20 protein-coding genes are annotated in these 20,799 nt (G+C 60.2%); 4 read left to right on the top strand and 16 right to left on the bottom strand.

What is annotated here, in order from left to right:
- Positions 1-152 precede the first annotated feature (152 nt).
- Positions 153-1,079, top strand: a complete 927-nt coding sequence (locus DU506_RS02290) for a LysR family transcriptional regulator (protein ID WP_114485338.1) — start codon at positions 153-155, stop codon at positions 1,077-1,079.
- On the opposite strand, the gene DU506_RS02285 is transcribed toward DU506_RS02290, so the two are convergent.
- From DU506_RS02285 to DU506_RS02240, 10 genes are all read right to left on the bottom strand, one after another.
- A complete protein-coding gene (locus DU506_RS02285) occupies positions 1,067-2,917 on the bottom strand; it encodes a methyl-accepting chemotaxis protein (RefSeq protein WP_114485337.1) in 1,851 nt (616 codons plus the stop codon). The genes DU506_RS02290 and DU506_RS02285 overlap by 13 nt on opposite strands.
- 112 nt (positions 2,918-3,029) lie before the next feature.
- On the bottom strand, positions 3,030-3,458 hold the full coding sequence (locus DU506_RS02280) for a host attachment protein (RefSeq protein WP_114485336.1): 429 nt from the start codon (positions 3,456-3,458) through the stop codon (positions 3,030-3,032).
- Positions 3,459-3,582: 124 nt separating this feature from the next.
- Positions 3,583-4,311 (bottom strand): amino acid ABC transporter ATP-binding protein, encoded by a 729-nt coding sequence (locus DU506_RS02275; protein WP_114485434.1) that lies wholly within the window; start codon positions 4,309-4,311, stop codon positions 3,583-3,585.
- A gap of 61 nt (positions 4,312-4,372) precedes the next feature.
- Entirely contained in the window at positions 4,373-5,473 is a 1,101-nt protein-coding gene (locus tag DU506_RS02270; protein WP_114485335.1) for an amino acid ABC transporter permease, read from the bottom strand.
- Positions 5,474-5,498: 25 nt separating this feature from the next.
- Positions 5,499-6,689 carry an amino acid ABC transporter permease gene (locus tag DU506_RS02265; RefSeq protein WP_114485334.1) on the bottom strand — a complete coding sequence of 397 codons (1,191 nt, stop codon included), beginning with the start codon at positions 6,687-6,689 and terminating at the stop codon, positions 5,499-5,501.
- Positions 6,690-6,776: 87 nt separating this feature from the next.
- On the bottom strand, positions 6,777-7,802 hold the full coding sequence (locus DU506_RS02260; RefSeq protein ID WP_114485333.1) for an amino acid ABC transporter substrate-binding protein: 1,026 nt from the start codon (positions 7,800-7,802) through the stop codon (positions 6,777-6,779).
- A 292-nt stretch (positions 7,803-8,094) separates the two neighbouring features.
- Entirely contained in the window at positions 8,095-9,105 is a 1,011-nt protein-coding gene (locus DU506_RS02255) for an amino acid ABC transporter substrate-binding protein (RefSeq protein WP_114485332.1), read from the bottom strand.
- 134 nt (positions 9,106-9,239) lie between these two features.
- Positions 9,240-10,103: a polyamine aminopropyltransferase gene (gene speE, locus DU506_RS02250; RefSeq protein WP_114485331.1), complete on the bottom strand. Its 864-nt coding sequence runs from the start codon at positions 10,101-10,103 to the stop codon at positions 9,240-9,242.
- Entirely contained in the window at positions 10,103-11,206 is a 1,104-nt protein-coding gene (gene hemE / locus DU506_RS02245; RefSeq protein WP_114485330.1) for a uroporphyrinogen decarboxylase, read from the bottom strand. The genes speE and hemE overlap by 1 nt, the downstream gene beginning before the upstream one ends.
- Positions 11,207-11,358: 152 nt before the next feature.
- Entirely contained in the window at positions 11,359-11,859 is a 501-nt protein-coding gene (locus DU506_RS02240; RefSeq protein ID WP_114485329.1) for an invasion associated locus B family protein, read from the bottom strand.
- Between the two features lie 187 nt (positions 11,860-12,046).
- On the opposite strand from DU506_RS02240, the gene ribA reads away from it, so the two are divergent.
- Positions 12,047-12,682, top strand: a complete 636-nt coding sequence (gene ribA / locus DU506_RS02235; protein WP_114485328.1) for a GTP cyclohydrolase II — start codon at positions 12,047-12,049, stop codon at positions 12,680-12,682.
- 35 nt (positions 12,683-12,717) lie between these two features.
- Entirely contained in the window at positions 12,718-13,068 is a 351-nt protein-coding gene (locus DU506_RS02230) for a hypothetical protein (protein WP_114485327.1), read from the top strand.
- A gap of 56 nt (positions 13,069-13,124) precedes the next feature.
- On the opposite strand, the gene DU506_RS02225 is transcribed toward DU506_RS02230, so the two are convergent.
- Together DU506_RS02225 and DU506_RS02220 are read right to left on the bottom strand one after the other, a co-directional pair.
- Positions 13,125-14,690 (bottom strand): alpha/beta fold hydrolase, encoded by a 1,566-nt coding sequence (locus DU506_RS02225; protein WP_114485326.1) that lies wholly within the window; start codon positions 14,688-14,690, stop codon positions 13,125-13,127.
- 75 nt (positions 14,691-14,765) lie between these two features.
- Positions 14,766-15,749, bottom strand: a complete 984-nt coding sequence (locus tag DU506_RS02220) for a DMT family transporter (RefSeq protein WP_114485325.1) — start codon at positions 15,747-15,749, stop codon at positions 14,766-14,768.
- A 92-nt stretch (positions 15,750-15,841) separates the two neighbouring features.
- Here DU506_RS02220 and DU506_RS02215 point away from each other — a divergent pair, with 92 nt between their 5' ends.
- The gene (locus tag DU506_RS02215) at positions 15,842-16,726 is read left to right on the top strand and encodes a LysR family transcriptional regulator (RefSeq protein WP_114485324.1); all 885 of its coding nucleotides are present in this window, start codon (positions 15,842-15,844) and stop codon (positions 16,724-16,726) included.
- A 27-nt stretch (positions 16,727-16,753) separates the two neighbouring features.
- Here the strand turns inward: DU506_RS02215 and djlA are convergent, their stop codons facing one another.
- From djlA to DU506_RS02195, 4 genes are read right to left on the bottom strand one after another with little or no spacing between them, the layout of a single operon-like run.
- Positions 16,754-17,515, bottom strand: coding sequence for a co-chaperone DjlA (gene djlA, locus DU506_RS02210; protein WP_114485323.1), 762 nt, complete (start codon positions 17,513-17,515; stop codon positions 16,754-16,756).
- A gap of 30 nt (positions 17,516-17,545) precedes the next feature.
- Positions 17,546-19,480 carry a 1-deoxy-D-xylulose-5-phosphate synthase gene (gene dxs, locus DU506_RS02205; RefSeq protein ID WP_114485433.1) on the bottom strand — a complete coding sequence of 645 codons (1,935 nt, stop codon included), beginning with the start codon at positions 19,478-19,480 and terminating at the stop codon, positions 17,546-17,548.
- A 4-nt stretch (positions 19,481-19,484) separates the two neighbouring features.
- Positions 19,485-20,402 (bottom strand): farnesyl diphosphate synthase, encoded by a 918-nt coding sequence (locus DU506_RS02200; RefSeq protein WP_114485322.1) that lies wholly within the window; start codon positions 20,400-20,402, stop codon positions 19,485-19,487.
- Positions 20,396-20,695: an exodeoxyribonuclease VII small subunit gene (locus DU506_RS02195; RefSeq protein ID WP_114485321.1), complete on the bottom strand. Its 300-nt coding sequence runs from the start codon at positions 20,693-20,695 to the stop codon at positions 20,396-20,398. Before DU506_RS02195 ends, DU506_RS02200 begins: the two co-directional genes overlap by 7 nt.
- Between the last annotated feature and the right edge of the window lie 104 nt (positions 20,696-20,799).

Below are 20,799 nucleotides of genomic sequence, written 5' to 3'. Positions count from 1 at the left end.
AAAAAACTTTGCTATATCTGTTAAACAGATAATATGAATAACGTTTATCAGTGTTTTGGATAAACGATTTGGATAAACGATTTTGATAAGGCATTCCGCCAACGCTATTTTTTCAACCCGATGGGCCGGCATTTTTGCCACCGAGGTAATTCATGCATTACACCCTGCGTCAGCTGGAAGTGTTTGTGGCGGTGGCTCAGCATGAAAGCGTTTCTCAGGCGGCACGCACCTTAGCGCTTTCCCAGTCTGCCACGAGTACGGCGCTTGCGGAGCTGGAGCGACAATTTGACTGCCAGCTGCTGGATCGCATCGGCAAGCGCTTGAAACTCAATGCGCTGGGATTTCAGCTACTGCCCAAGGCGGTGGCGTTGCTTGACCGGGCCGAAGAGGTCGAAGAACTGCTGCGTGGTCAGCAGGGCGTAGGCTCGCTGGATGTGGGGGCAACGCTGACCATCGGCAATTACCTGGCAACCCTGTTGATCAGTGACTTCATGCAGCGCTATCCGGGTAGCCGGGTGCGACTGGCGGTGCGCAATACACGCAATATCATCGAAGGCGTACGTCAACACTCATTGGATCTGGGCTTGATAGAAGGCCAGTGCGATGACGAGGCAATCATCAGCCAGCCGTGGGTGGAAGATGAGCTATGCGTGTTCTGCTCGCCACGTCATCCGCTGGCGGGAAGTCAGAACCTTGAACTCGAGCGCCTGTTGCGCGAGGACTGGATCATGCGCGAACAAGGCTCGGGGACGCGCATGACCCTGGAGCAGGCCGCACGCCATCGGCGCAGCCGTTTCAATACGTTGCTTGAACTTGAACATACCGAAGGCATAAAACGGGCGGTGGAGTCGGGGCTGGGCATCGGCTGTGTTTCGAAGCTGGCGCTGCGCGATGCGTTCCGGCGCGGCAGTCTGGTACCGCTGCCCACGCCGGAGCTGGACTTGAAACGCCAGTTCACCTTTATCTGGCACCGTCACAAATACCTGACCACCGGCGTAAGGGAGTTTCTGCGGTTGTGCCGCGAGATGACCGCCGGGGCCAAGCGTAGTGATGAAATCGCGCTGCCTTACATTCCTTGAGTCTGGGGCATTTCCAGCAAACGACCGGGAGAAGGGCGCTCTGTCAGCGTAAAGCCGCCTACCACATCCGCCAGTCGCAAGGACTGTTCCTTGAGCTGTTCGGCGGCCACCGTGGATTCCTCGACCATGGCGGCATTCTGCTGGGTCATGCGATCGAGCTCGGCAACCGCCACGTTGACCTGTTGAATGCCGTCGCTCTGTTCGTGTGTCGCGGAACTGATCTCTCCCAGCACCGCCGTGACCTGGGTGATGCTGGCCACGATTTCCTGCATGGTCTTGCCTGCGTCACGCACCAGGCGCGTGCCGGCATCCACCTTGGCGCCGGAAGCTTCGATCAATGCCTTGATATCGCTGGCGGCGTGGGTGCTGCGGCTGGCCAGCTGGCGTACCTCATTGGCGACCACGGCAAAGCCACGTCCCTGTTCGCCGGCACGGGCGGCTTCCACCGAGGCGTTCAGCGCCAGAAGGTTGGTCTGAAAGGCGATACCGTTCATGACGGTGATGATCTCGCTGATCTCTTGCGAGGATTGAGTAATCTCGTCCATGGTGGTGACCACTTGGCCGACCGCTTTGCCGCCTCGGCCGGCGACTTCCGAGGCCTGGCGAGACAGTTCATTGGCTTCACGAGCGGAATGGGCGGTGTGCTCGACGGTACTGGTGATTTCTTCAATCGAAGCCGAGGTTTGCTGCAGGCTGGAAGCCGCATTTTCAGTGCGGCGGGAGAGATCCTGGCCACCGTGAGCAATTTCACTGGCGGCAGTTCGTACCGAATCACTGCTATCCCGGATGGTCATCATTACCGTTTCCATCTTGGCCACGAAATGATTGAAAGCGGTGGCAATCTGGGCGACTTCATCACGGCCTTCATCCGGGAGGCGCTGGGTCAGGTCGCCATTGCCACCGGCGATACCTTCCATGGCGTCGCTCACATAACGCAGCCGGCGAAAGATGACCTTGAGCAAAAGGCTTAGAAAGATGCCGGACGCCAGCGCCACAACCACCAGCGTCAGCAACGAGGCACTGACGATGCCGCGCAGCCCTGAGGTGGCTTCATGCTTGTCTAGGGCCACACCCAACATCCATTGACTGCCTTCAATGGGCGTGATGGAAAGCAGGGTGTCGCGTTCGGCGATGCCAAGGGGATGCTCGCCCTTTCGGCTGGCCAGGCTTTCCATGCGTTCAGCGGTAAGCTGGTCGTTGAGTCGCGTTGAGGGTTCAAGGATAAGGTCGCTATCCTGATGAGCGATCAGGGTACCGTCTTCAGCGCTCAGGAAGGCGAAGCTTGAGGGTGTCGGTGAAATGGCGGCGACATTGGCAATAATGCTATCGATCACCACATCGCCGCCGAGCACCCCGTAGAGTCTGCCATTGCGTTTGACCGGTGTGGCAAAGGTCACCACCATCTGACCGCTATTGGCGTCGATATAGGGTAACGATACGATGCTTTGCCCCTGCTCTACGGCATCTTTATACCAGGTGCGCTTACGCGGGTCGTAGTCATCCGGAGGAACCCAGCCATCCGAGGTGATTAAGCTGCCGTCGGGGCGCCCCAGGTAAGTGGAAAGAAAGCCACCCGATTCTCCCGCCTGTTTCAGGGCGCTCACCGGGTTGTCGCCGGTAACCGGGTCGCGTGCCGCTTCCATCATATGGGTGCGCGAGCTCAGCCAGGTACCAATGGCCTCGGTATGTCCTTGGGAAACCGCGGATAACTGTTGGTTTATTTGCTGGTCGTTATGGGTTTTGACGGTGAGATAGCTTGCAGTGCTATTGATCAACAAGGCCAGGGTGATCACGACGAGCGTCGTGATCAGGATACGTATTCGCAGGGAGGAAAACATGAACACACTCGCGGTAGAGAGTCTTATTGTCACCGACACGCGGGTGTCACGTGTCGGCGCGAAAGACACCTATCGGCAAGCGGATCTCAATCTTTAGCCGAACGTCGTAGGTTTAGCGCAAGTCGCTGACGGCTTCCTTGATTTCTTCCAGCGGTGCCTTGCTCAGATCCTTGGATAGAGTATGCAGAACCAGTTTGCGGGTGGAATTATCCAGTTCGTCTCGCAGCAGGCCGAGAAACTTGGGAGGGGCCACCAAGATGAGTTTTTCCATACGGTTCTCGACGCGTGCCTGGTAAAGCCGGTCGGCGATTTGCTTGGCAAATACCTTCGCTTCATGTTTCGAGGCGATGCCTTCCGGGTAAGAGGACCGTGAACCAGGCCCCATCGACTCACTCACATCAGCGCCCCTATCCGTGACGAGGTCACCTTCGTGCAAACGCCCTTCGGCATGCACCAAGCTTTCCTTTTCGGTCACTGTCAGGGCGTCACGGGTGAAGATTCGAGCGCGAGCGGCATCGGCTACCACGATATAAGTCGTCATGGGGTCACTTACTCCTGTGGGTGAGTGTCAGTTAAACCATGGCAAGACTTGGGGGAATGGTCAACTACCGCTGCCGCTACAAAGAGTCACGGTGCCCCAAGACTCGCTATTCCAATCCCATGACTCAGTGACCCAATATCTGGCTGAGAAACAGCTGTGTGCGCTCGGATTGTGGGTTGTTGAAGAACGGCTCAGGTGCATTTTCCTCGATGATCTGTCCCTGATCCATGAAGATCACCCGGTCCGCCACGGTCTTGGCAAAGCCCATTTCATGGGTCACGCACATCATGGTCATGCCTTCATGGGCAAGCTCGACCATGACATCCAGCACTTCCTTGATCATTTCCGGATCCAGCGCCGAGGTCGGTTCGTCGAACAGCATGACGTCCGGGTGCATGCACAGCGACCGTGCAATGGCCACGCGCTGCTGCTGGCCCCCGGAAAGCTGGCCCGGGTATTTTTTCGCCTGCTCGGCGATCTGTACCCGCTCCAGGTACTGCATGGCTTCCGCCTCAGCCTCGCGCCGTGATTTCTTCTGGACCCACATCGGTGCAATACAGCAATTTTCGAGGACGGTCAGGTGGGGAAACAGGTTGAAGTGCTGAAACACCATTCCCACGCTTCGACGAATCTGTTCGATGCGCTTCACATCCTGGGTCAGTGGGACGCCACCCACCACGATCTCGCCTTTCTGATGTTCTTCCAGATGGTTGATGCAGCGAATCAGAGTGGACTTGCCCGACCCCGAAGGGCCGCAGATGACGATACGTTCACCACGCTTTACTTCCAGATCGATGTCGCGCAGGACGTGAAAGTCACCGAACCATTTATTGACATTGTGCATCTCGACCATCAGGTCTGCTGACTGTGTGGCTGTTTGATTCATGATGATTTCCTGACAGGTTCCTGAGGGATCAGCGCTTGTGGCCGGTGTGCAGCTTGCGTTCGAGGTATTGGCTGTAGCGCGACATGCTGAAACAGAAGATCCAGAACATGAAGGCGGCAAAGACGTAGCCTTCCAGCGAAAAGCCCAGCCAGCGCGAGTCGGAAAGCGCAGCCTGCACGATCCCGAGCAAGTCGAACAACCCGATGATCATTACCAGGGTGGTGTCCTTGAACAACGAAATGAACGTGTTGACGATGCCGGGAATCATCATCTTGAGCGCCTGGGGCATCACGATCAGGGCGGTACGTTTCCAGTAGGTCATGCCCAGGGCAGCGGCAGCTTCCTCCTGTCCTTTGGGGATCGCCTGCAGCCCGCCACGTATGACTTCTGCCATGTAGGCGCTCTGGAACAGCGTTATCCCGATCAGGGCGCGTATCAGGCGGTCTACACTGAGTTCCGAGGGCAGAAACAGCGGCAGCATCACCGAGGCCATGAACAGCACCGTGATCAAGGGCACACCACGCCAGAACTCGATGAACACCACACAGAAGCTCTTGACGATGGGCATGTTCGAGCGCCGCCCCAGTGCCAGCACGATGCCGATAGGTAACGCGCCCACCATGCCCACCACTGCCAGGATCAGGGTCAACATCAACCCGCCCCAGCGATGCGTCGGCACCCGCGGCAGGTCGAAATAGCCACCGTGAAGCAATACATAGGCGATGACCGGAAAAGCGGTCAGGGCGAAGATCGCCACCCAGCGCTTGTAAGGCAGGCGCGGGATCGCCAGCCAGGCAATCAGAATGGCGAAACCTGCGAAGACGATATTGCCTCGCCATAGCTCTTCCTGGGGATAGAGCCCGTAGATGAACTGGGTGAAGCGTGCATTGACGAATACCCAACAGGCACCTTCGCCGGAGCAGTCATCGCGCGAGGTACCGATCCAGTCGGCATTGATGAATGCCCACTGAATGGTGGGTACCAGAAGAATGTACAGCACGTAGAGCCCGAGTAGCGTGAAGACGCTATTGATCGGTCCGCTGAACAGGTTGGCGCGCATCCAGGCTAGCGGGCCGATGGTGCTGCGCGGCGCCGGCTGCTGGGGAATCATGTCTTGATTATGGATCATGCTTGTCTCCTAACCTCGCCTGGGCCTAGCGTTCCACCAGCGCAACGCGGGCGTTGAACCAGTTCATGAACATGGAGACCAATAGACTGATGGTCAGGTATACCGCCATGGTCATGGCGATGACTTCGATTGCCTGGCCTGTCTGGTTCAGTGTGGTGCCGGCGAATACCGAAACCAGATCCGGATAGCCGATGGCGGTGGCCAGCGACGAGTTCTTGATCAGGTTCAGGTATTGGCTGGTCAGCGGGGGAATGATCACCCTCAGTGCTTGGGGGATGATTACCAGACGTAGCACCAGCTTGCGGGGCAGGCTCAGTGCCTGGGCGGCTTCGGTCTGTCCGTGGGAAATCGCCTGAATACCCGAACGCACGATTTCGGCGATGAACGAGGCGGTATAGATCGATAGCGCCAGCCACAGTGCCAGGAACTCGGGAATGATCGTAATGCCACCGCGGAAGTTGAAACCGCGTAGCTCCGGCATGTCCCAGGTCACCGGTACGCCGGTGGCAACCAATGCCAATAGTGGAAGGCCGAAAATCAGCAGCAGCGATATCCAGCCCGCCGGCAGGCGCTTGCCGGTGGCATCCTGGCGCCGCTTGTTCCATACCACCAGCACGATGCTGGCAATGATCGCCACAAGGAACGTCGCCGGGATGATGCCGAAACCCGATTCGAACAACGGCTCAGGCAGGTAGAGCCCGCGTACGTTGAGAAACACCGCTTCGCCGAAGGCGAGGCTGTCCCTTGCGCTGGGCAGGGTACGCAGCACGGCGAAATACCAGAAAAAGATCTGCAATAGCAAAGGGATGTTGCGAAAGATCTCGATATAGCCATTGGCCAGGCGTGCCAACAGCCAATTGGGGGATAACCGGGCGATACCCACGGTAAAGCCGATGATGGTCGCCGCGAGAACGCCCAAACCGCCTACCAGCAACGTATTGAGCAGCCCCACCAGAAAGGTGCGTCCATAGGTGCTTTGAGAAGAGTAATCCACCAACGTCTGGACGATGCCGAAACCGGCGGTGTTGCTGAGAAAGCCAAAGCCGGTGGTGATGCCGCGAGCTTCCAGGTTGGCCTGGGTGTTTCCCACGATATACAGCAGAAAAGCTGCCACGGCAGCAACTAACAGCAGCTGAAAGATGAGGGCGCGCTTGGCGCGGTCTCGCCAGAAAGGGGGCTTTTGGCCCACTGGGCGAGCATTGGGTCTAACGGACATGGGTTGCGTCTCCGCCACACGGAAAGTCATTCAAAAGGCCCGCCATGCTCTTGAAAAGGGCGGCGGGCCAAAGGTCAAGCGAGACGCTTAGCGAATCGGCGGTGCGTACTGGATGCCGCCCTCTGTCCATAGAGCGTTGACGCCCCGTTCGATTTCCAGCGGGGAGTCCATGCCCACGTTACGGTCGAAGCTTTCACCGTAATTGCCCACTTGCTTGATGATGTTATAAGCCCAGTCGGCCTCGAGACCCATGGCTTCGCCGTAGTTGTCACTCTGGCCCAGGATACGCGCGATGTTGGGGTCTTCGGAGCTCAGCATGTCGTCGACATTGGCGCTGTTAATACCATATTCCTCAGCATTGATCATGGCGAACAGCGACCATTTAACGATGTTGAACCAGGTGTCATCCCCTTGACGAACCACGGGCCCCAGCGGTTCCTTGGAAATGATTTCCGGCAGAATCATGGAGCCTTTAGGGTTGTCCAGCTGAATGCGCAGTGCGGCCAGCTGGGAGGTGTCGGAGGTCAGGACGTCACAGCGCCCCGCCTGATAGCCGCCCACGGTCTGTTCGGAGGTGTCGAAAACGATGGGGTCGAACTGCATGTCATTGGCGCGGAAGTAGTCGGCCACATTAAGTTCGGTGGTAGTCCCGGATTGAACGCAGATGGCCGCCCCATCAAGCTCTTTGGCACTGCCAACGCCCAGGTCACGATTGATCATGAAGCCGATGCCGTCGTAGAAGTTCACGCCGGTGAAGTTCAGCCCCAGAGTGGTATCACGGGTGGTGGTCCAGGTGGTGTTACGCGACAGGACATCGACTTCACCGGACTGCAGGGCGGTGAAGCGCTCCACGGCATTCAGCGAAATGTAGTCCACGGCTTCGGAATCACCGAGCACCGCAGCGGCCACCGCGCGGCATACGTCCACATCTAGCCCTTGCCAGTTGCCCTGGTCATCGGGAGAAGAGAAGCCCGGCAGACCATCGCTGACACCGCACTGTACGGCGCCGTTGTTGCGTGTATCTTCAAGCGTATCGGCCTGAACGGTCGTCACGCCCGTCAGTGCCAAGGTGCCGGCTGACGCCAGCAGTACCAAGTGTTTCTTGTTCAGCATGTGAGTTCCCCACCTACGAAAATAATATGATGCATGCCTAAGCATGTACCCTAAAACCTAGCAAAGAAGGTGCCAACATGGGTATGGCTGTGAATTCATCGAGCTTTCAACGCTCGACGAAAACGACTCGAAAAGGCGCTGGGGCTGGGGTGAAACAGACTGTTCGTGGGGTCGCAGAACCCTGCCGATATCTGCTCGGCAGGGTCTTGCAGGGTTTCGAGAATCGTTCTTGAAGACAGCTCTTGAAAATAGCTCTAGAAAACAGTTCTCGGAGGGATCAGCGGGAAAGCAATCAGCGAATCGGCGGTGCGTAGAGAATGCCACCATCCGTCCACAAGGCGTTGAGACCACGGGAAATGGCAAAATCGGAGTCCTGGCCTACGTTACGGTCGAACATCTCGGCGTAATTGCCCACTTGCTTGATGATCTGGTAGGCCCAGTCGGCCTCAAGGCCCATGGCTTCGCCGTAGTTGTCACTCTGGCCCAGAATGCGCGCGATGTTGGGGTCTTCGGAGTCCAGCATCTCATCCACGTTGGTGCTGCTGATGCCGTACTCTTCGGCATTGATCATGGCGAACAGCGACCATTTGACGATGTTGAACCACTGATCGTCACCTTGGCGAACGGCGGGTCCCAGGGGTTCCTTGGAAATGATTTCCGGCAATACCACGGCACTTTCCGGATCGCTCAGCTGCATGCGCTGGGCGTAGAGCTGAGAGGCGTCCGAACTCAGGACATCACAGCGGCCCTCTTCGAAGCCGATGATCGACTGTTCAGGAGCATCGAATATGACCGGATCGTAACTCATGTCATTGACCCGGAAATAGTCCGCCAGATTCAGCTCGCTGGTGGTACCCGCCTGGGTACAAACCGCTGCGCCATCCAGCTCCTGAGCACTCTGAACGCCCAGGTCGCCGGCCACCATGAAGGCCTGGCCATCGTAATAACTGACGCCGGTAAAGTTCACCCCCATGCTGGTATCGCGGCTCGACGTCCAGGTGGTGGTACGCGATAACATCTCCACTTCGCCGGACTGCAGCGCGGTGAAGCGTTCCACCGAATCCAGCGGCACGAACTGGACTTTTTCAGCATCGCCGAGTACCGCCGCTGCTACGGCGCGGCATACATCGGTGTCCAGGCCGAGATAGGTATCCTCATCGCTGAGCGCGGAAAATCCCGGCTGGGCGGCATTCACGCCACAGCGCAAGCTGTCATTTTCCAGCACATCATCCAGCGTCGCCGCCTGGGCCAGTAACGGCCCGGCCATTAGCGCGGCCATCCCCACCATCAATTTGTTGCGCATACTTTTCCCCTTTCTTGGCATTGTTTTCGGTACTGTTTTTAGAACTGTCTTTGAATCGTTCTTGGAGCCGTTATTGGCATTGAGCGTTGTTCGGTGGCCCCGCCACCGAACAACGTCGCAGCACTTCGCTACGCTTATTCGGCAAATGCCCGGCGCATGAAGGGTGGCAGCACCAGGGCGCCACGATGCGCCTCAGGCGTATAGTAGTCCAAGGGCATTTCGTTGCAGGCGGCATCTTGTTCACGAAAAGCGCCGACATCGGCATTCTTGCCCGCCAGGGTCACGCTCCACCAGCCCGAAGGATATACCGGTTGCGGGAAGGGCAGCGTCGCCACGCTGTCGAAACCTGCTTCCTGCATGTCCCGGCGCAGTTCACGAATGATCGAGCCGCTGTGATAAAGCGGCGATTCGCTCTGTTGCACCATGACACCGCCGGGCTTGAGGATGCGGTGGCAACGCTTGAGGAAATCGGTCTTGAACAGGCCTTCCGCCGGGCCCACCGGGTCGGTGGAGTCGATGATCAGGACATCAATGCTTTCATCGGGGGTGTCGTCCACCCATTTCACGCCATCGGCGAACAGCAGTTCGGCACGTGGATCGTGATTGGCTTCCACCAGGGCGGGGAAGAAGCGCTCGGCGGCCTTGGTGACCTCTTCATCGATATCGATCTGGGTGACCTTTTCCACCCCGGGGTGACGCAGCACTTCCTTCAGCGTGCCGCAATCGCCCCCACCGATGATCACCACACGCCTGGGGTCGGCATGGGTGAACAGGGCCGGGTGGGCGATCATTTCGTGATAGAGGAAGTTGTCGCGATCGGTGAGCATCACACAGCCGTCCAGCACCATCAGGTTGCCGAAGGTTTCGGTGGCGTAGACTTCAAGGTGTTGATAGGGGCTCTGCACGTCGAGCAGCTTTTCGCTCACCTTGAGCGAAAAGGCGCTGCCGTGGCTGTCAAAGACTTCGGTGAACCACTGGCCGTCAAGCGATGAGGTCATTACTTGGCTCCCTGAGAGGCAGTGCTGGCAATGCCGCGATGATACGCCGGACTGAGTTCATGCAGCGCATCCATGAAGGCGGTGACGTGGTCCGGGTTGGTAAACTGGCTGATGCCGTGGCCGAGGTTGAAAATATGCCCCGGCCCTTCTCCGTAGCTGTCCAGTACCCGGGCGACTTCCGCACGAATGGCCGAAGGCCGGGCGAACAGCACATTGGGGTCGAGATTGCCTTGCAGTGCCACTTTATGCCCCACGCGCTGCCTCGCATTGGAAAGCTCGGTCGACCAGTCCAGGCCCACGGCATCACTGCCGGCGGCGGCGATGTGTTCCAGCCACTGCCCGCCGTTCTTGGTGAACAGGATGACCGGCACACGCCGCCCTTCATGGTCGCGAATCAAGCCGGCGACGATCTGCTCCATGTAGCGCAGCGAGAATTCCAGGTACGCCGGCGTGGAAAGGGCTCCACCCCAGGTGTCGAAGATTTGCACCGCCTGAGCGCCGGCACGAATCTGGGCGTTGAGGTAGTCGGTGACCGCAAGCGCCAGGGTATCCAGCAGCTGGTGCATGGTGTCCGGCGTGTCGTAGAGCATGGTCTTCACATGGCGGAAGTCCTTGCTCGAGCTGCCTTCGACCATATAGGTGGCCAGCGTCCAGGGGCTGCCGGAAAAGCCGATCAGCGGCATGCGACCGTTGAGTTCGCGGCGGATGGTGGAAACCGCCCGCATGACATAGCCCAGGTCACGCTCGGCATCGGGAACGCTGAGCGCGGCGACGTCTTCCGCGGTACGCACCGTCTTGCGAAATTTCGGCCCTTCGCCGGTTTCGAAGTAAAGGCCCAGCCCCATGGCGTCGGGGATGGTCAGAATGTCCGAAAACAGGATGGCGGCATCCAGAGGGTAGCGTTCCAGTGGCTGCATGGTCACTTCGCAGGCCAGGTCATGGTTGCGGCACAGGTCCATGAAGCTTCCGGCATCGGCGCGTGAGGCACGGTATTCCGGCAGGTAACGCCCGGCCTGGCGCATCATCCATACCGGTGTGCGGTCCACGGGCTGGCGCGCCAGGGCGCGCAGGAAACGGTCATTATGCAGAGGTTGGATAGACATGGAAGACTGACTCTTGAGACATTTGCCTGCATTGTACTTGAGTTGGGCGGAGGTGAGATAGCACGTACAGGCGCGCTACAAGCTCGCGATGCTTCGCCACAGCGGGCTGAAGCGACGCATCGCCTCGCTGGATAGAGCGTGTATCCACGCCGTTACTTCAAGGCGTTGGTCGCTGCGGTGAAGCCTATCAACGACACTTCCACCGCATGGGTCTGGCGTGCATTGAAAGGCCGGAACCCAATGCGAATCACGTTACCGCTGCGCATGGTATCCATGAGATTGCCTTCAATAGGTAAAATGGCATAGCAGCCCTGTTCCAGGCAGGTCGCGAAAGGCACGCGGACTTCGTCGCCGTCGTCTATTTGCATCACGATACCCGATGACACATCCAGCCCGAGGGGTAGCAGCAGCTCCAGGATGGGCGGTGCGTCGTCACCATTGCGCAAGACACTCGCCAGCAGCAATCGGCTACTGCCTTGCTCGTTTTCCATGTTCAGTGATTGCTGGGCCTGGCAGCGTTCCCCCTCCGGCATATCGACGCACACACTGCGCCAATCCTGGTGTTCTGTGATGCGCGGCTCGTTCGCCAGAGCGCTCAATGGAACCAGCAGCAATAGCAGCAGTAGATATAAGGTCTTGAGTTGGTTCGTCATGGGCAGGCTTCTTCCTTGTTAAAAAAATAGCTGAGATTCCACCATACAGGCGGATCGGGGCCAGGTGAATCAACCATGGCTTCATGGCAGCGCCTTTCGTATACGCAACATTCGTGAGCCCGGCGCCGGTTCCTGCTAGAATGGCTCCCCTTTTGCCGACTTGGCGTGGCTGATCCCGAGGTACCCCGTGACGATTCGCTTCATTGCCGCTTCTCAGCTGCCTACTCCCTGGGCGACATTCACCATGCATGGTTTCGAAGACGAAGCCACCGGCAAGGATCACATTGCGTTGACCTTAGGCGATGTGGCCGATGGTGAGGCGGTGCTGGGCCGTGTGCATTCGGAGTGTTTGACCGGCGATGCGCTGTTTTCCATGCGCTGCGACTGTGGCTATCAGTTGCAGGAAGCGCTCAAGCGTATTGCCGAAGAAGGGCGAGGGGTGTTGCTCTACCTGCGCCAGGAAGGGCGTGGGATCGGCCTGCTCAACAAGATTCGTGCCTACCATCTTCAGGATCAGGGTCGCGACACGGTACAGGCCAATGAGGAGCTGGGCTTTGGCGCCGACATGCGTCGCTATGATCTTTGCATCCCCATGCTCGATCATTTGGGCATCAAGTCACTTCGGCTGATGACCAATAATCCACGCAAGGTGGATGCCCTGACCCGGGACGGGGTGATCATCACCGAACGCCTGCCGATCACCACCGGCCTGAATCCGCATAACGAGCAGTACCTTTCCACCAAGGCGGGCAAGCTCGGTCACATGATGGCACTGGGAGACTTCACCCAGGCCAGCGATGTGGACATCGAACGCAAGGAGTGAGGTGCTTCTTTGGCCCTTATTCACATGGAGCCGGCATGAATGCAGATAGCCGCAACGCCCCCCTGGCGGCCCAGGTACGAAAGATCCTCGAAACCACACCCGAGGCGCAGCTGCCGATAACCTACCAGCAACTTGCCGACGATCTGGGCCTTGGCCCGCCGCGAACGATCCAGCGCGTTGCCATGACCCTCGAAGCGCTGATGCGCGAGGACGCCGGGCAGCGACGCCCCTTCATCGCCGCCTTGGTGATCAGCAGGCGAGGCGAAGGATTACCCGCTAAAGGCTTTTTCGATCTTGCCGTCGAGCTCGAGCGCTTCCCGCCGAACCCCGTGCAGCACGCGAGCGCCTATCATGCCGAGTTTCGCCAAGCGCTTGCCCAGCGTTAAGCGCCTGCAATGTGGTAGCTAACGTCTGGCACCTGAGTTCGATAGGCTGCGTTCTTTCAGCGGTTCGATGATTGCGATTGCGGCGGTTCGATCACCCAAGATTCGAGCTCTACCTCATCCTTGCAGCTGTCATCCACCTCGGCATGCGGGTCGTCAAGAAAGGCGTTGACCATGGCCGAGCGGCATTCGTTGACGGGGTTGTGCCCCAGCCCCTGGTACTCCACGAACTGCAGGTTGGGCATGGTCTTCTTGAGGTGTTCGCTCCAGCGCGTACCGCAGCAGGGGTCCATCTGGCCGTGAATCGCCAGGGCCGGTATGTCGGTGGCGGGCGGGTCGTTGTGCTCGGGAGGCACGTCGCCATCTTCACCCCACCAGCCGCATACCCAGGGTGGCTCGAAGCCGAGTATGGCGGGTTCGCGCTGTACCGCGGCGATCGAGTCGTCACGGCTGGGCCGGTTGCTGCCCATGTCGTTGCACACATGGGCCAGGAAATAGCCCAGCGCATAGTTGGGCGCTTCGGGTTCCGGGTTGTAGTCGTCGATCAGGAAAAAGTCCTCGAGACGTGAATAGTCGTCGGCCTGAATGTCGGTGACCAGGCTCGGAAGCTCGGCATAGACGCTGGGAAGAAACAGGTAGAGGGTGTCGAGAAAGGCGGCGCCGTCGAAATACAGGGTTTTCTCGCGGCCATCGCTGTCTTCGACCGTGGCCACAAAGGGCCGCTCATCCAGGGTTCGGCGGGCCCTGTCCACCGAGAGTAGCCAGGCAGGCAGCAGCTCCCGGCATGCCGGATCCTCAGCCACGCATAGCGCCAGCACATCGTTGAAGGTCTGCTTGGCGGTGTAGAACTCGTCGACGGGCGGCCGGTTGCGCAGGTGGGCGAACCAGGGCCAGCCGAAAATCGCGGCGCGCACGCTCTCCGGATGATACTGAATGTACGACAGCACCGTGCCGCTGCCGGTCGAAGAGCCGAAGGCGTCGATGTGCTCGTAGTCGAGCAGCTGACGGATCTCGTCGACATCCCGCGACACGCTGTACTGGTTGTACTGGGCCACCTCGATGCCTTCCTCCTCGAGCTTGTCATAGCAGTCTTCCACGACACGGGTGATGCTTTCGAGCCGCTGCATCGGGTCGAGCGAGGAGGTGATGGCCGGGGTGTGAACGATGTTGTGGTAGGGCGAGACATGGGCGTAGTCGGGGCATTCCAGCGCCGGTTCGGAGTGGATGTAGCCGCGATGGTCCATTGTCACCAAGGTGCGCTCGCCGATATCCTTGCGCAGCTGTTCTAGGTAATCCAGGTTGCCCAGCGAGGAGTAGCCGGGGCCTCCGGGAAAGAAGAACACCGGCACCTCGTCCGTCTTTTTGCCTTCCGGCTCGATCACCGCCACCGGCATCCGAATGATATTGCCGTTGGGTTCATCCCAGTTTTCCTCGCCGTAAAAGGTATAGCACTCGGCGCCCAGGGTCCTGAGCGCTTCGGTGGGGCAATCCGTGCTCTCCATGAGTGGTATCGTGCCGGTCTCAGCGGATTGGGCATAAACAAGGGAAGGTGCGAATAACAACGACAGGGCACCTGCCAGTAGCCGGCTGCGAGACCGGCCATGCTGCCAAGGAGGGAAATCCATGCCATGCCTCCATCAGGGTTGTTCTTGCTGTTATCGGGGAGTACCGACTCAAGTTAGTTGTCCGCCATGAGAGCGTCAAACGGATGACGACGGCCTGAATGAAGGCACTGCCCGAGGCGTCGACCGCTTGGCGGCAAGGGCGCCGATAGCCCCCAGCAGGCCCAGAAGCATGCCGGCGGCACCCAGCCACCCCGGCAGTTCCTTGAAAAGCAGCGCCGTCCAGCCCAATGTCATCGCCGGGGTCAGGGCGATCAGGGCGGCACTTTGCCCGACGCCGAAGAGCCGCAGGCTCTCGTTGAAGAAGCCGTAGCTGCCGAAGGTCGCCAGCACGATCAGCCAGGTCAGGGTGGTGAAGGTGTCCATGGACAAGGGCGGCGGTGCCACTCGGCCTGCGTCCAGATACCCGGCGGCCATAAAGAAGACCAGCGTGGCTGCGCCCAGCTGCACGGTTAACCGGGCCTCCAGGGGCAGTGTCGCGGGCCGACGTGCCGCCATTACGCTGCCCAGGGTCACGGCGGCGACTGCCAGCACCGGCAGGCCGTAGGCCCAGGCCGGGGCACCGCCCATGCCTTGAAAATCATCCAGCACACTCACGCCGGCACCCAGAGTCGCCACGCTCATGCCCAGCCATTGAAGCGGCACGGAGCGTTCGCCTAGCCACCAACCGGCCAGAGTGATGGCGGCCAAGGGTTGCAGGGCGCCAATCAGCGCCGCCACATTGACGCTGACGCCGGCCTTTACCGCCAACAGCATGGCAAGCAAGTAGATGCCCACCGTCAGGCTGCCTATCAAGGCCTCATGGGCAAGGCTCGGGAGATAGATAGCCCGTCTGCTTCGGCAAGTCCGAAAGCCCCACCATAGCCCCACCAGCAAGGTAGCCAGCGCGAAACGCCAGGCATAAAGCGCCAAGGTGGGTGTGTCGATGGCCACGGCCAGCCGGCTGCCCACAAAGCCGCTACTCCAGCAAATTACGAATCCTGCCGCGACAATCCATCCCCCCAGAAAGCTCGGGGTCGGATGTGACAATGAATGATAGAGCTGGCGCGTGATAGCGGTCATGCAGCCTCCGGGCGTGTCATGTGACTTGTGACGACAGTCTGGGAGGCATACAGTCTTCAGGGAATCGACAATTACTTCACTGAGCGTTCAATATGGCTGAACCCCCCTTGAACACCCTGGATCTCGAGGCACTGCGCAGCTTCGTGGTGGTGGCGCGTCTGGGCACTTTGGCGGCGGCCGCCCAGCAACGCCATCGCACGGTCAGCGCGCTGAGCATGCAGATCAAACGCCTGGAAGCGAGCCTGGACACCCGCCTGCTGGTGCGTAGCGCAAGGGGCATGACACCCACCATGAGCGGCGAGGTGCTACTCGGAGAAGCGCGCGAATTGCTGCGTCAGCATGATGGCATGGTGGCGCGAATGACGGGGCGGGGGCTGAGCGGGCGGGTGCGCTTCGGAATGCCGGAAGATTATGCGACACGGATTGTCGGAAGGTTGCTGCCCGATTTCACGGCCCGCCATCCAGAGGTGGTGCTGGAGGCCGTCACGGCCACCAGTGGCGACCTGGTCAAGCAGCTGGAAAAGGGCGACCTCTCGTTGATCGTCGCCCTGGATCGCCCCCATTCGCTGGCGGGGGGCACGCCGCTGTGGCAAACCATGCCGGTGTGGGCCAGCGCCAGGGAGTTGGCGGTAGCGGCGGATAAGCCGCTGCCATTGGCGCTGCATCCACTGAATTGTCCTTACCGCCATTTGGGCGTCGAAGCCCTGGAAGCCGTGGGACGTGCCTGGCATGCCGTCTTCACCAGCACCAGTATTCATGTGCTGGAAGCCGCGGTGGAATCGGGGTTGGCCATCAGCATTCTGGAGCGCAGTCGGCTGACCCCGACCATGCGCGAATTGGGCGGGACCGACGGCTTGCCGCCCTTATCAAGCTGTCAGGCCCAACTGCATTACGGACGCCACGTCTCCGCGGCTTCCTGGCCCGCCGTCGAGGCGCTGGGCGAGATGTTGACCCAGCATTTGACCTGGCGGTCTTGAGGCCTTTCAGAGCAAAACACCCAACCCTTAGGCGTCGCGAGCCTTGCGAATGCGCTCATAGGCATTGGTGATTTCGCTGGTACGTGCCTGAGCGACTTCGCGCATGCTGTCGGGCAGGCCCTTGCCGGCGAGCTTGTCGGGGTGGTTCTGGCTCATCAGGCGGCGGTAGGCTTTCTTGAGTTCGGCGTCACTGGCCTCTTCCTCGACGCCGAGCACGCGATAGGCATCCTTGAGTGCTTCTTCGCTGGCGCCCTGGGAGTTTGCCGCCGCCCCGTGGAGCATCGCTTCGATCTGCTGGACTTCCGCCTCGCTGCATCCTAGTCCGCGAGCCACGCGCAGAATCATCTCGTGCTCGGAAGGGTGGAGCACACCGTCGGCGGCAATAGCGGCAAGCTGAACCTGCAGGAAGACCTGACGCAGGGCGCGCTGCCCCTTGGTCAGGCGTTGAATCTCGGCCAGTTCGGCGTCCAGGTCGAAGTCATCGGCCCGGCCGCGCTCGAAGGCCGCACGCGCCTGAGTACGTTGCTGCTCTTGAAGATGGAGTTGGTCGAATAGCTTTTCAGCAGCACCCAATTCGCCTTCGGTCACCTTGCCATCGGCTTGGCACAGACAACCCATCACCGAGAAAACCGAATCCAGGAACTGCGTCTGGGTGCGAACGCGTACCATGTTCAGGCCGCGACGAATCCGGCGGGCAAGCCACCACCCCAGACCACCGCCGATCAATATCCCCAAGGGGCCGCCGAACGCATAGCCCAGCAGGGCAAAAATCAATATCAGAAATAGCATAGGAATCTCGAAAAATACTGCATTGAGTAATCAGCCCTCGGGCAAGCGGGTGCGAATGGCTTTCTCGACGCCGTCAGCGTCCAAACCGCATTCGGCGAGTAACTCGGCGGGCGTGCCGTGCTCCACAAAGGCATCGGGCAGGCCCAGGTTGAGCACTTCCACCTGGACGCCTTCGGCGGCGAGGAGTTCGTTGACCGCGCTACCCGCGCCACCGGCGATCACGTTCTCCTCCAGCGTGACGATCAGCTCATGGTCGTCGGCGGCGGCAAGCACGGCATCGCGGTCCAGCGGTTTGACCGAACGCATGTTGAGGTAGGTGGCATCCAGGCGTTCGGCGACCTCGGCAGCCGCGGTGTTGAGGCTACCGAACGCCAGCAGGGCAATGCGTGTTCCCTGTTTTTTGCTGGTGCGGCGCAGCTCGGCCTTACCGATTTCAAGTGGCTCGAGATGGTCGGGTATCACCGCGCCAGGGCCGCTGCCGCGCGGGTAACGGACCGCCGCGGGGCCTGGGTGGTGGTAGGCGGCGCTTAACATGGCGCGGCATTCGGCCTCATCCGCCGGGGCCAGGATCACCATGTCGGGTACGCAGCGCAGAAAGGAAAGGTCCATGCTGCCGTGATGGGTGGGGCCATCTTCACCCACCAGACCGGCGCGGTCGATGGCGAACGTCACATCCAGGTGCTGCACGGCGATATCGTGAATCAGCTGGTCATAGCCGCGCTGCAAGAAAGTGGAGTAGATCGCCACCACCGGTTTCATGGCTTCACAGGCCATGCCCGCCGCCAAGGTGACCGCATGCTGTTCGGCAATCGCCACGTCGAAGTAGCGCTCGGGATACTCCTTGGAAAAGCGGATCAGGTCGGAGCCTTCGCGCATCGCCGGGGTAATGCCGATCAGGCGCGCATCGGTGGCGGCCATGTCGCACAGCCATTCACCGAACACGTTGCAGTACTTGCGTTTTACAGGGCCGGCTTGCGACGGGTCGAGTTTCGCAGGGGCGGGCGGCGACTTGGCGGCGGCGGGTTTTTCCAGCTTGGTGATGGCGTGGTAGCCGATGGGGTCTGCTTCGGCCGGAAGAAAGCCTTTACCCTTGCAGGTCTTGATATGCAGAAATTGCGGACCCTCGAGGTCGCGCAGGTTGTGCAATGTCTGAGTAAGCATTTCCAGATCATGGCCGTCGAGCGGGCCGATGTAATGAAAGCCCATTTCCTCAAATAAAGTGGCCGGGCTGACCATGCCCTTCATGTGTTCTTCCGTTCGCCGCGCCAGTTCCAGTGCGCCGGGCAGGTGCGAAAGTACTTTCTTGCCTTCTTCGCGCATCTTCAGATAGGGCTTGCTGGAAAGCACTCGCGCCAGGTAGGTGGCAATCCCGCCGACGTTTTCCGAGATCGACATCTCGTTGTCGTTGAGTATCACCAGCAGGTTGGCGTCGACATGGCCGGCATGCGCCAGCGCTTCGTAGGCCATGCCGGCGGTCAAGGCGCCATCGCCGATCACGGCGCACACCCGGCGCTTTTCCCCCCGGGCACGCGCTGCCAGCGCCATGCCCAGGGCGGCGGAAATCGAGGTACTCGAATGACCCACCCCGAAGGTGTCGTATTCGGACTCGGAGCGCCGGGGGAAGGCAGCCAGGCCGCCGTGCTGGCGGATGCTGAGCATGGCGTCTCGGCGCCCGGTGAGAATCTTGTGGGGATAGGCCTGGTGGCCGACATCCCAGACCAGACGGTCGAAGGGCGTGTCGAAGGCTTGATGCAGGGCCACGGTCAGTTCCACCACGCCGAGCCCGGCACCGAAATGGCCGCCGCTCTGTCCCACGCTGTACAGGAGGTAAGCGCGCAATTCATCGGCGAGCTGGGCCAGTTGCTTGGCGTTCATGGCCCGCAGCGCAGCGGGATGATCAAAGGAGTCGAGCAACGGCGTGGCCGGACGCTCGCGGGGAATCTTGTCGAACAGCTTCATGGGCATAAGGTCAGTGGTCACGCTCGATCATGTAACAGGCCAGATCGGCCAGCGGGATGGCGGCATCGCCTAACGGTGCCAGGGCAGCCACTGCTTCGTCCACCAGGGCCAAGGATTTTTGCCTGGCGCCCTCCAGGCCCAGAAGGCCGGGGTAGGTGGGTTTGGCGCGGGCGGCATCGGCACCGGAGGCTTTACCCAGTGTCGCGGTATCGCCGGTGACATCCAGGATGTCGTCGTGTATTTGAAAGGCCAGCCCGACGGCACGGGCGTAGCGCGTCAGGGCTTGCAGGCGCGGGTCGGTCTCGGCCACGGCAACGAGCCCCCCCAGACGCACGGCGGCGACAATCAGCGCGCCGGTCTTGTGGGCGTGCATATGCGCCAGGGCATCGACATCCGGATGGCCGCCCACTGCGTCGAGGTCCAGCGCCTGACCGCCCACCATGCCGTCACGCCCCGAGGCCTGGGCCAACGTCATTACCATACTGCCCAGACGTGGATGCGCGGAACCGGCCAGCACTTCGAAGGCCAGGGCTTGCAGCGCATCACCGGCAAGAATCGCGCTGGCTTCGTCGAACGCCTTATGCACCGTAGGCTGGCCGCGACGCAAGTCGTCGTCGTCCATGGCGGGCAGGTCGTCGTGAATCAGCGAGTAGGCATGGATCAGTTCGATGGCGGCGGCGGGGGCATCGAGGGCGCGTTCATCGGCGCCCAGCGCCTGTCCGGCAAGATACACCAGCAATGGCCGCAGGCGTTTTCCTCCGACCAGCAGGCCGTGGCGCATGGCGGCTTCCAGACGCAGTGCCGTCGCCGGGTTGCGATTATTGCGCCGCTCGTCGAAAAGCGCCGCCAGGGAGGTGTCCACGCGGGCACGGGCCTGTTCACGCAAGGCATCCAGCGTGACCGGGGCAGCGGGCTGTGAGGCTACCATGGGGGTGTCTCCTGTGCCGCGTCATCGTCGACTTCAAAGGCTTGCTCAGCGCCGCCTGCGCTGAAAGAGGCGACCTCCAGGCTGCCGTCAGGTCTTTCGCTCAAGGCGCGCACCTTGAGCTCGGCGTTATCCAGACGCTGCTGGGCGTCGCGGGTCAGGCGCACGCCTTGCTCGAAGGCGCTCAAGGCGTCTTCCAGCGACAGTTCGCCGGACTCCAGGCGCTCGACCAACGCTTCCAGTTGCTCGACCGTGGTGGCGAAATCCCGCTGAGATTGGTTGCTCGTGTCGCTCATGCCAGTGCCCGTCTACCCGGTGACTCGAAATAAAGCCGACAGTATACACCTTACCCCAGGGGTGGCGTCTGCCCCGCCATGCGGTGAATATGTGTCTCCTTCAT

Source organism: Vreelandella rituensis (assembly GCF_003336665.1).
GTDB classification, from domain to species: Bacteria; Pseudomonadota; Gammaproteobacteria; order Pseudomonadales; family Halomonadaceae; genus Vreelandella; species Vreelandella rituensis.
This window is presented reverse-complemented; position numbering and strand designations above follow the sequence as displayed.

Bases quoted from the DNA above. Each gene is read 5' to 3' on its own strand.
- DU506_RS02290 (WP_114485338.1), top strand. From the start codon at position 153: ATGCATTACACCCTGCGTCAGCTGGAAGTGTTTGTGGCGGTGGCTCAG.
- DU506_RS02285 (WP_114485337.1), bottom strand. From the start codon at position 2,917: ATGTTTTCCTCCCTGCGAATACGTATCCTGATCACGACGCTCGTCGTG.
- DU506_RS02280 (WP_114485336.1), bottom strand. From the start codon at position 3,458: ATGACGACTTATATCGTGGTAGCCGATGCCGCTCGCGCTCGAATCTTC.
- DU506_RS02275 (WP_114485434.1), bottom strand. From the start codon at position 4,311: ATGGTCGAGATGCACAATGTCAATAAATGGTTCGGTGACTTTCACGTC.
- DU506_RS02270 (WP_114485335.1), bottom strand. From the start codon at position 5,473: ATGATCCATAATCAAGACATGATTCCCCAGCAGCCGGCGCCGCGCAGC.
- DU506_RS02265 (WP_114485334.1), bottom strand. From the start codon at position 6,689: ATGTCCGTTAGACCCAATGCTCGCCCAGTGGGCCAAAAGCCCCCTTTC.
- DU506_RS02260 (WP_114485333.1), bottom strand. From the start codon at position 7,802: ATGCTGAACAAGAAACACTTGGTACTGCTGGCGTCAGCCGGCACCTTG.
- DU506_RS02255 (WP_114485332.1), bottom strand. From the start codon at position 9,105: ATGCGCAACAAATTGATGGTGGGGATGGCCGCGCTAATGGCCGGGCCG.
- speE (WP_114485331.1), bottom strand. From the start codon at position 10,103: ATGACCTCATCGCTTGACGGCCAGTGGTTCACCGAAGTCTTTGACAGC.
- hemE (WP_114485330.1), bottom strand. From the start codon at position 11,206: ATGTCTATCCAACCTCTGCATAATGACCGTTTCCTGCGCGCCCTGGCG.
- DU506_RS02240 (WP_114485329.1), bottom strand. From the start codon at position 11,859: ATGACGAACCAACTCAAGACCTTATATCTACTGCTGCTATTGCTGCTG.
- DU506_RS02230 (WP_114485327.1), top strand. From the start codon at position 12,718: ATGAATGCAGATAGCCGCAACGCCCCCCTGGCGGCCCAGGTACGAAAG.
- DU506_RS02225 (WP_114485326.1), bottom strand. From the start codon at position 14,690: ATGGATTTCCCTCCTTGGCAGCATGGCCGGTCTCGCAGCCGGCTACTG.
- DU506_RS02220 (WP_114485325.1), bottom strand. From the start codon at position 15,749: ATGACCGCTATCACGCGCCAGCTCTATCATTCATTGTCACATCCGACC.
- DU506_RS02215 (WP_114485324.1), top strand. From the start codon at position 15,842: ATGGCTGAACCCCCCTTGAACACCCTGGATCTCGAGGCACTGCGCAGC.
- djlA (WP_114485323.1), bottom strand. From the start codon at position 17,515: ATGCTATTTCTGATATTGATTTTTGCCCTGCTGGGCTATGCGTTCGGC.
- dxs (WP_114485433.1), bottom strand. From the start codon at position 19,480: ATGCCCATGAAGCTGTTCGACAAGATTCCCCGCGAGCGTCCGGCCACG.
- DU506_RS02200 (WP_114485322.1), bottom strand. From the start codon at position 20,402: ATGGTAGCCTCACAGCCCGCTGCCCCGGTCACGCTGGATGCCTTGCGT.
- DU506_RS02195 (WP_114485321.1), bottom strand. From the start codon at position 20,695: ATGAGCGACACGAGCAACCAATCTCAGCGGGATTTCGCCACCACGGTC.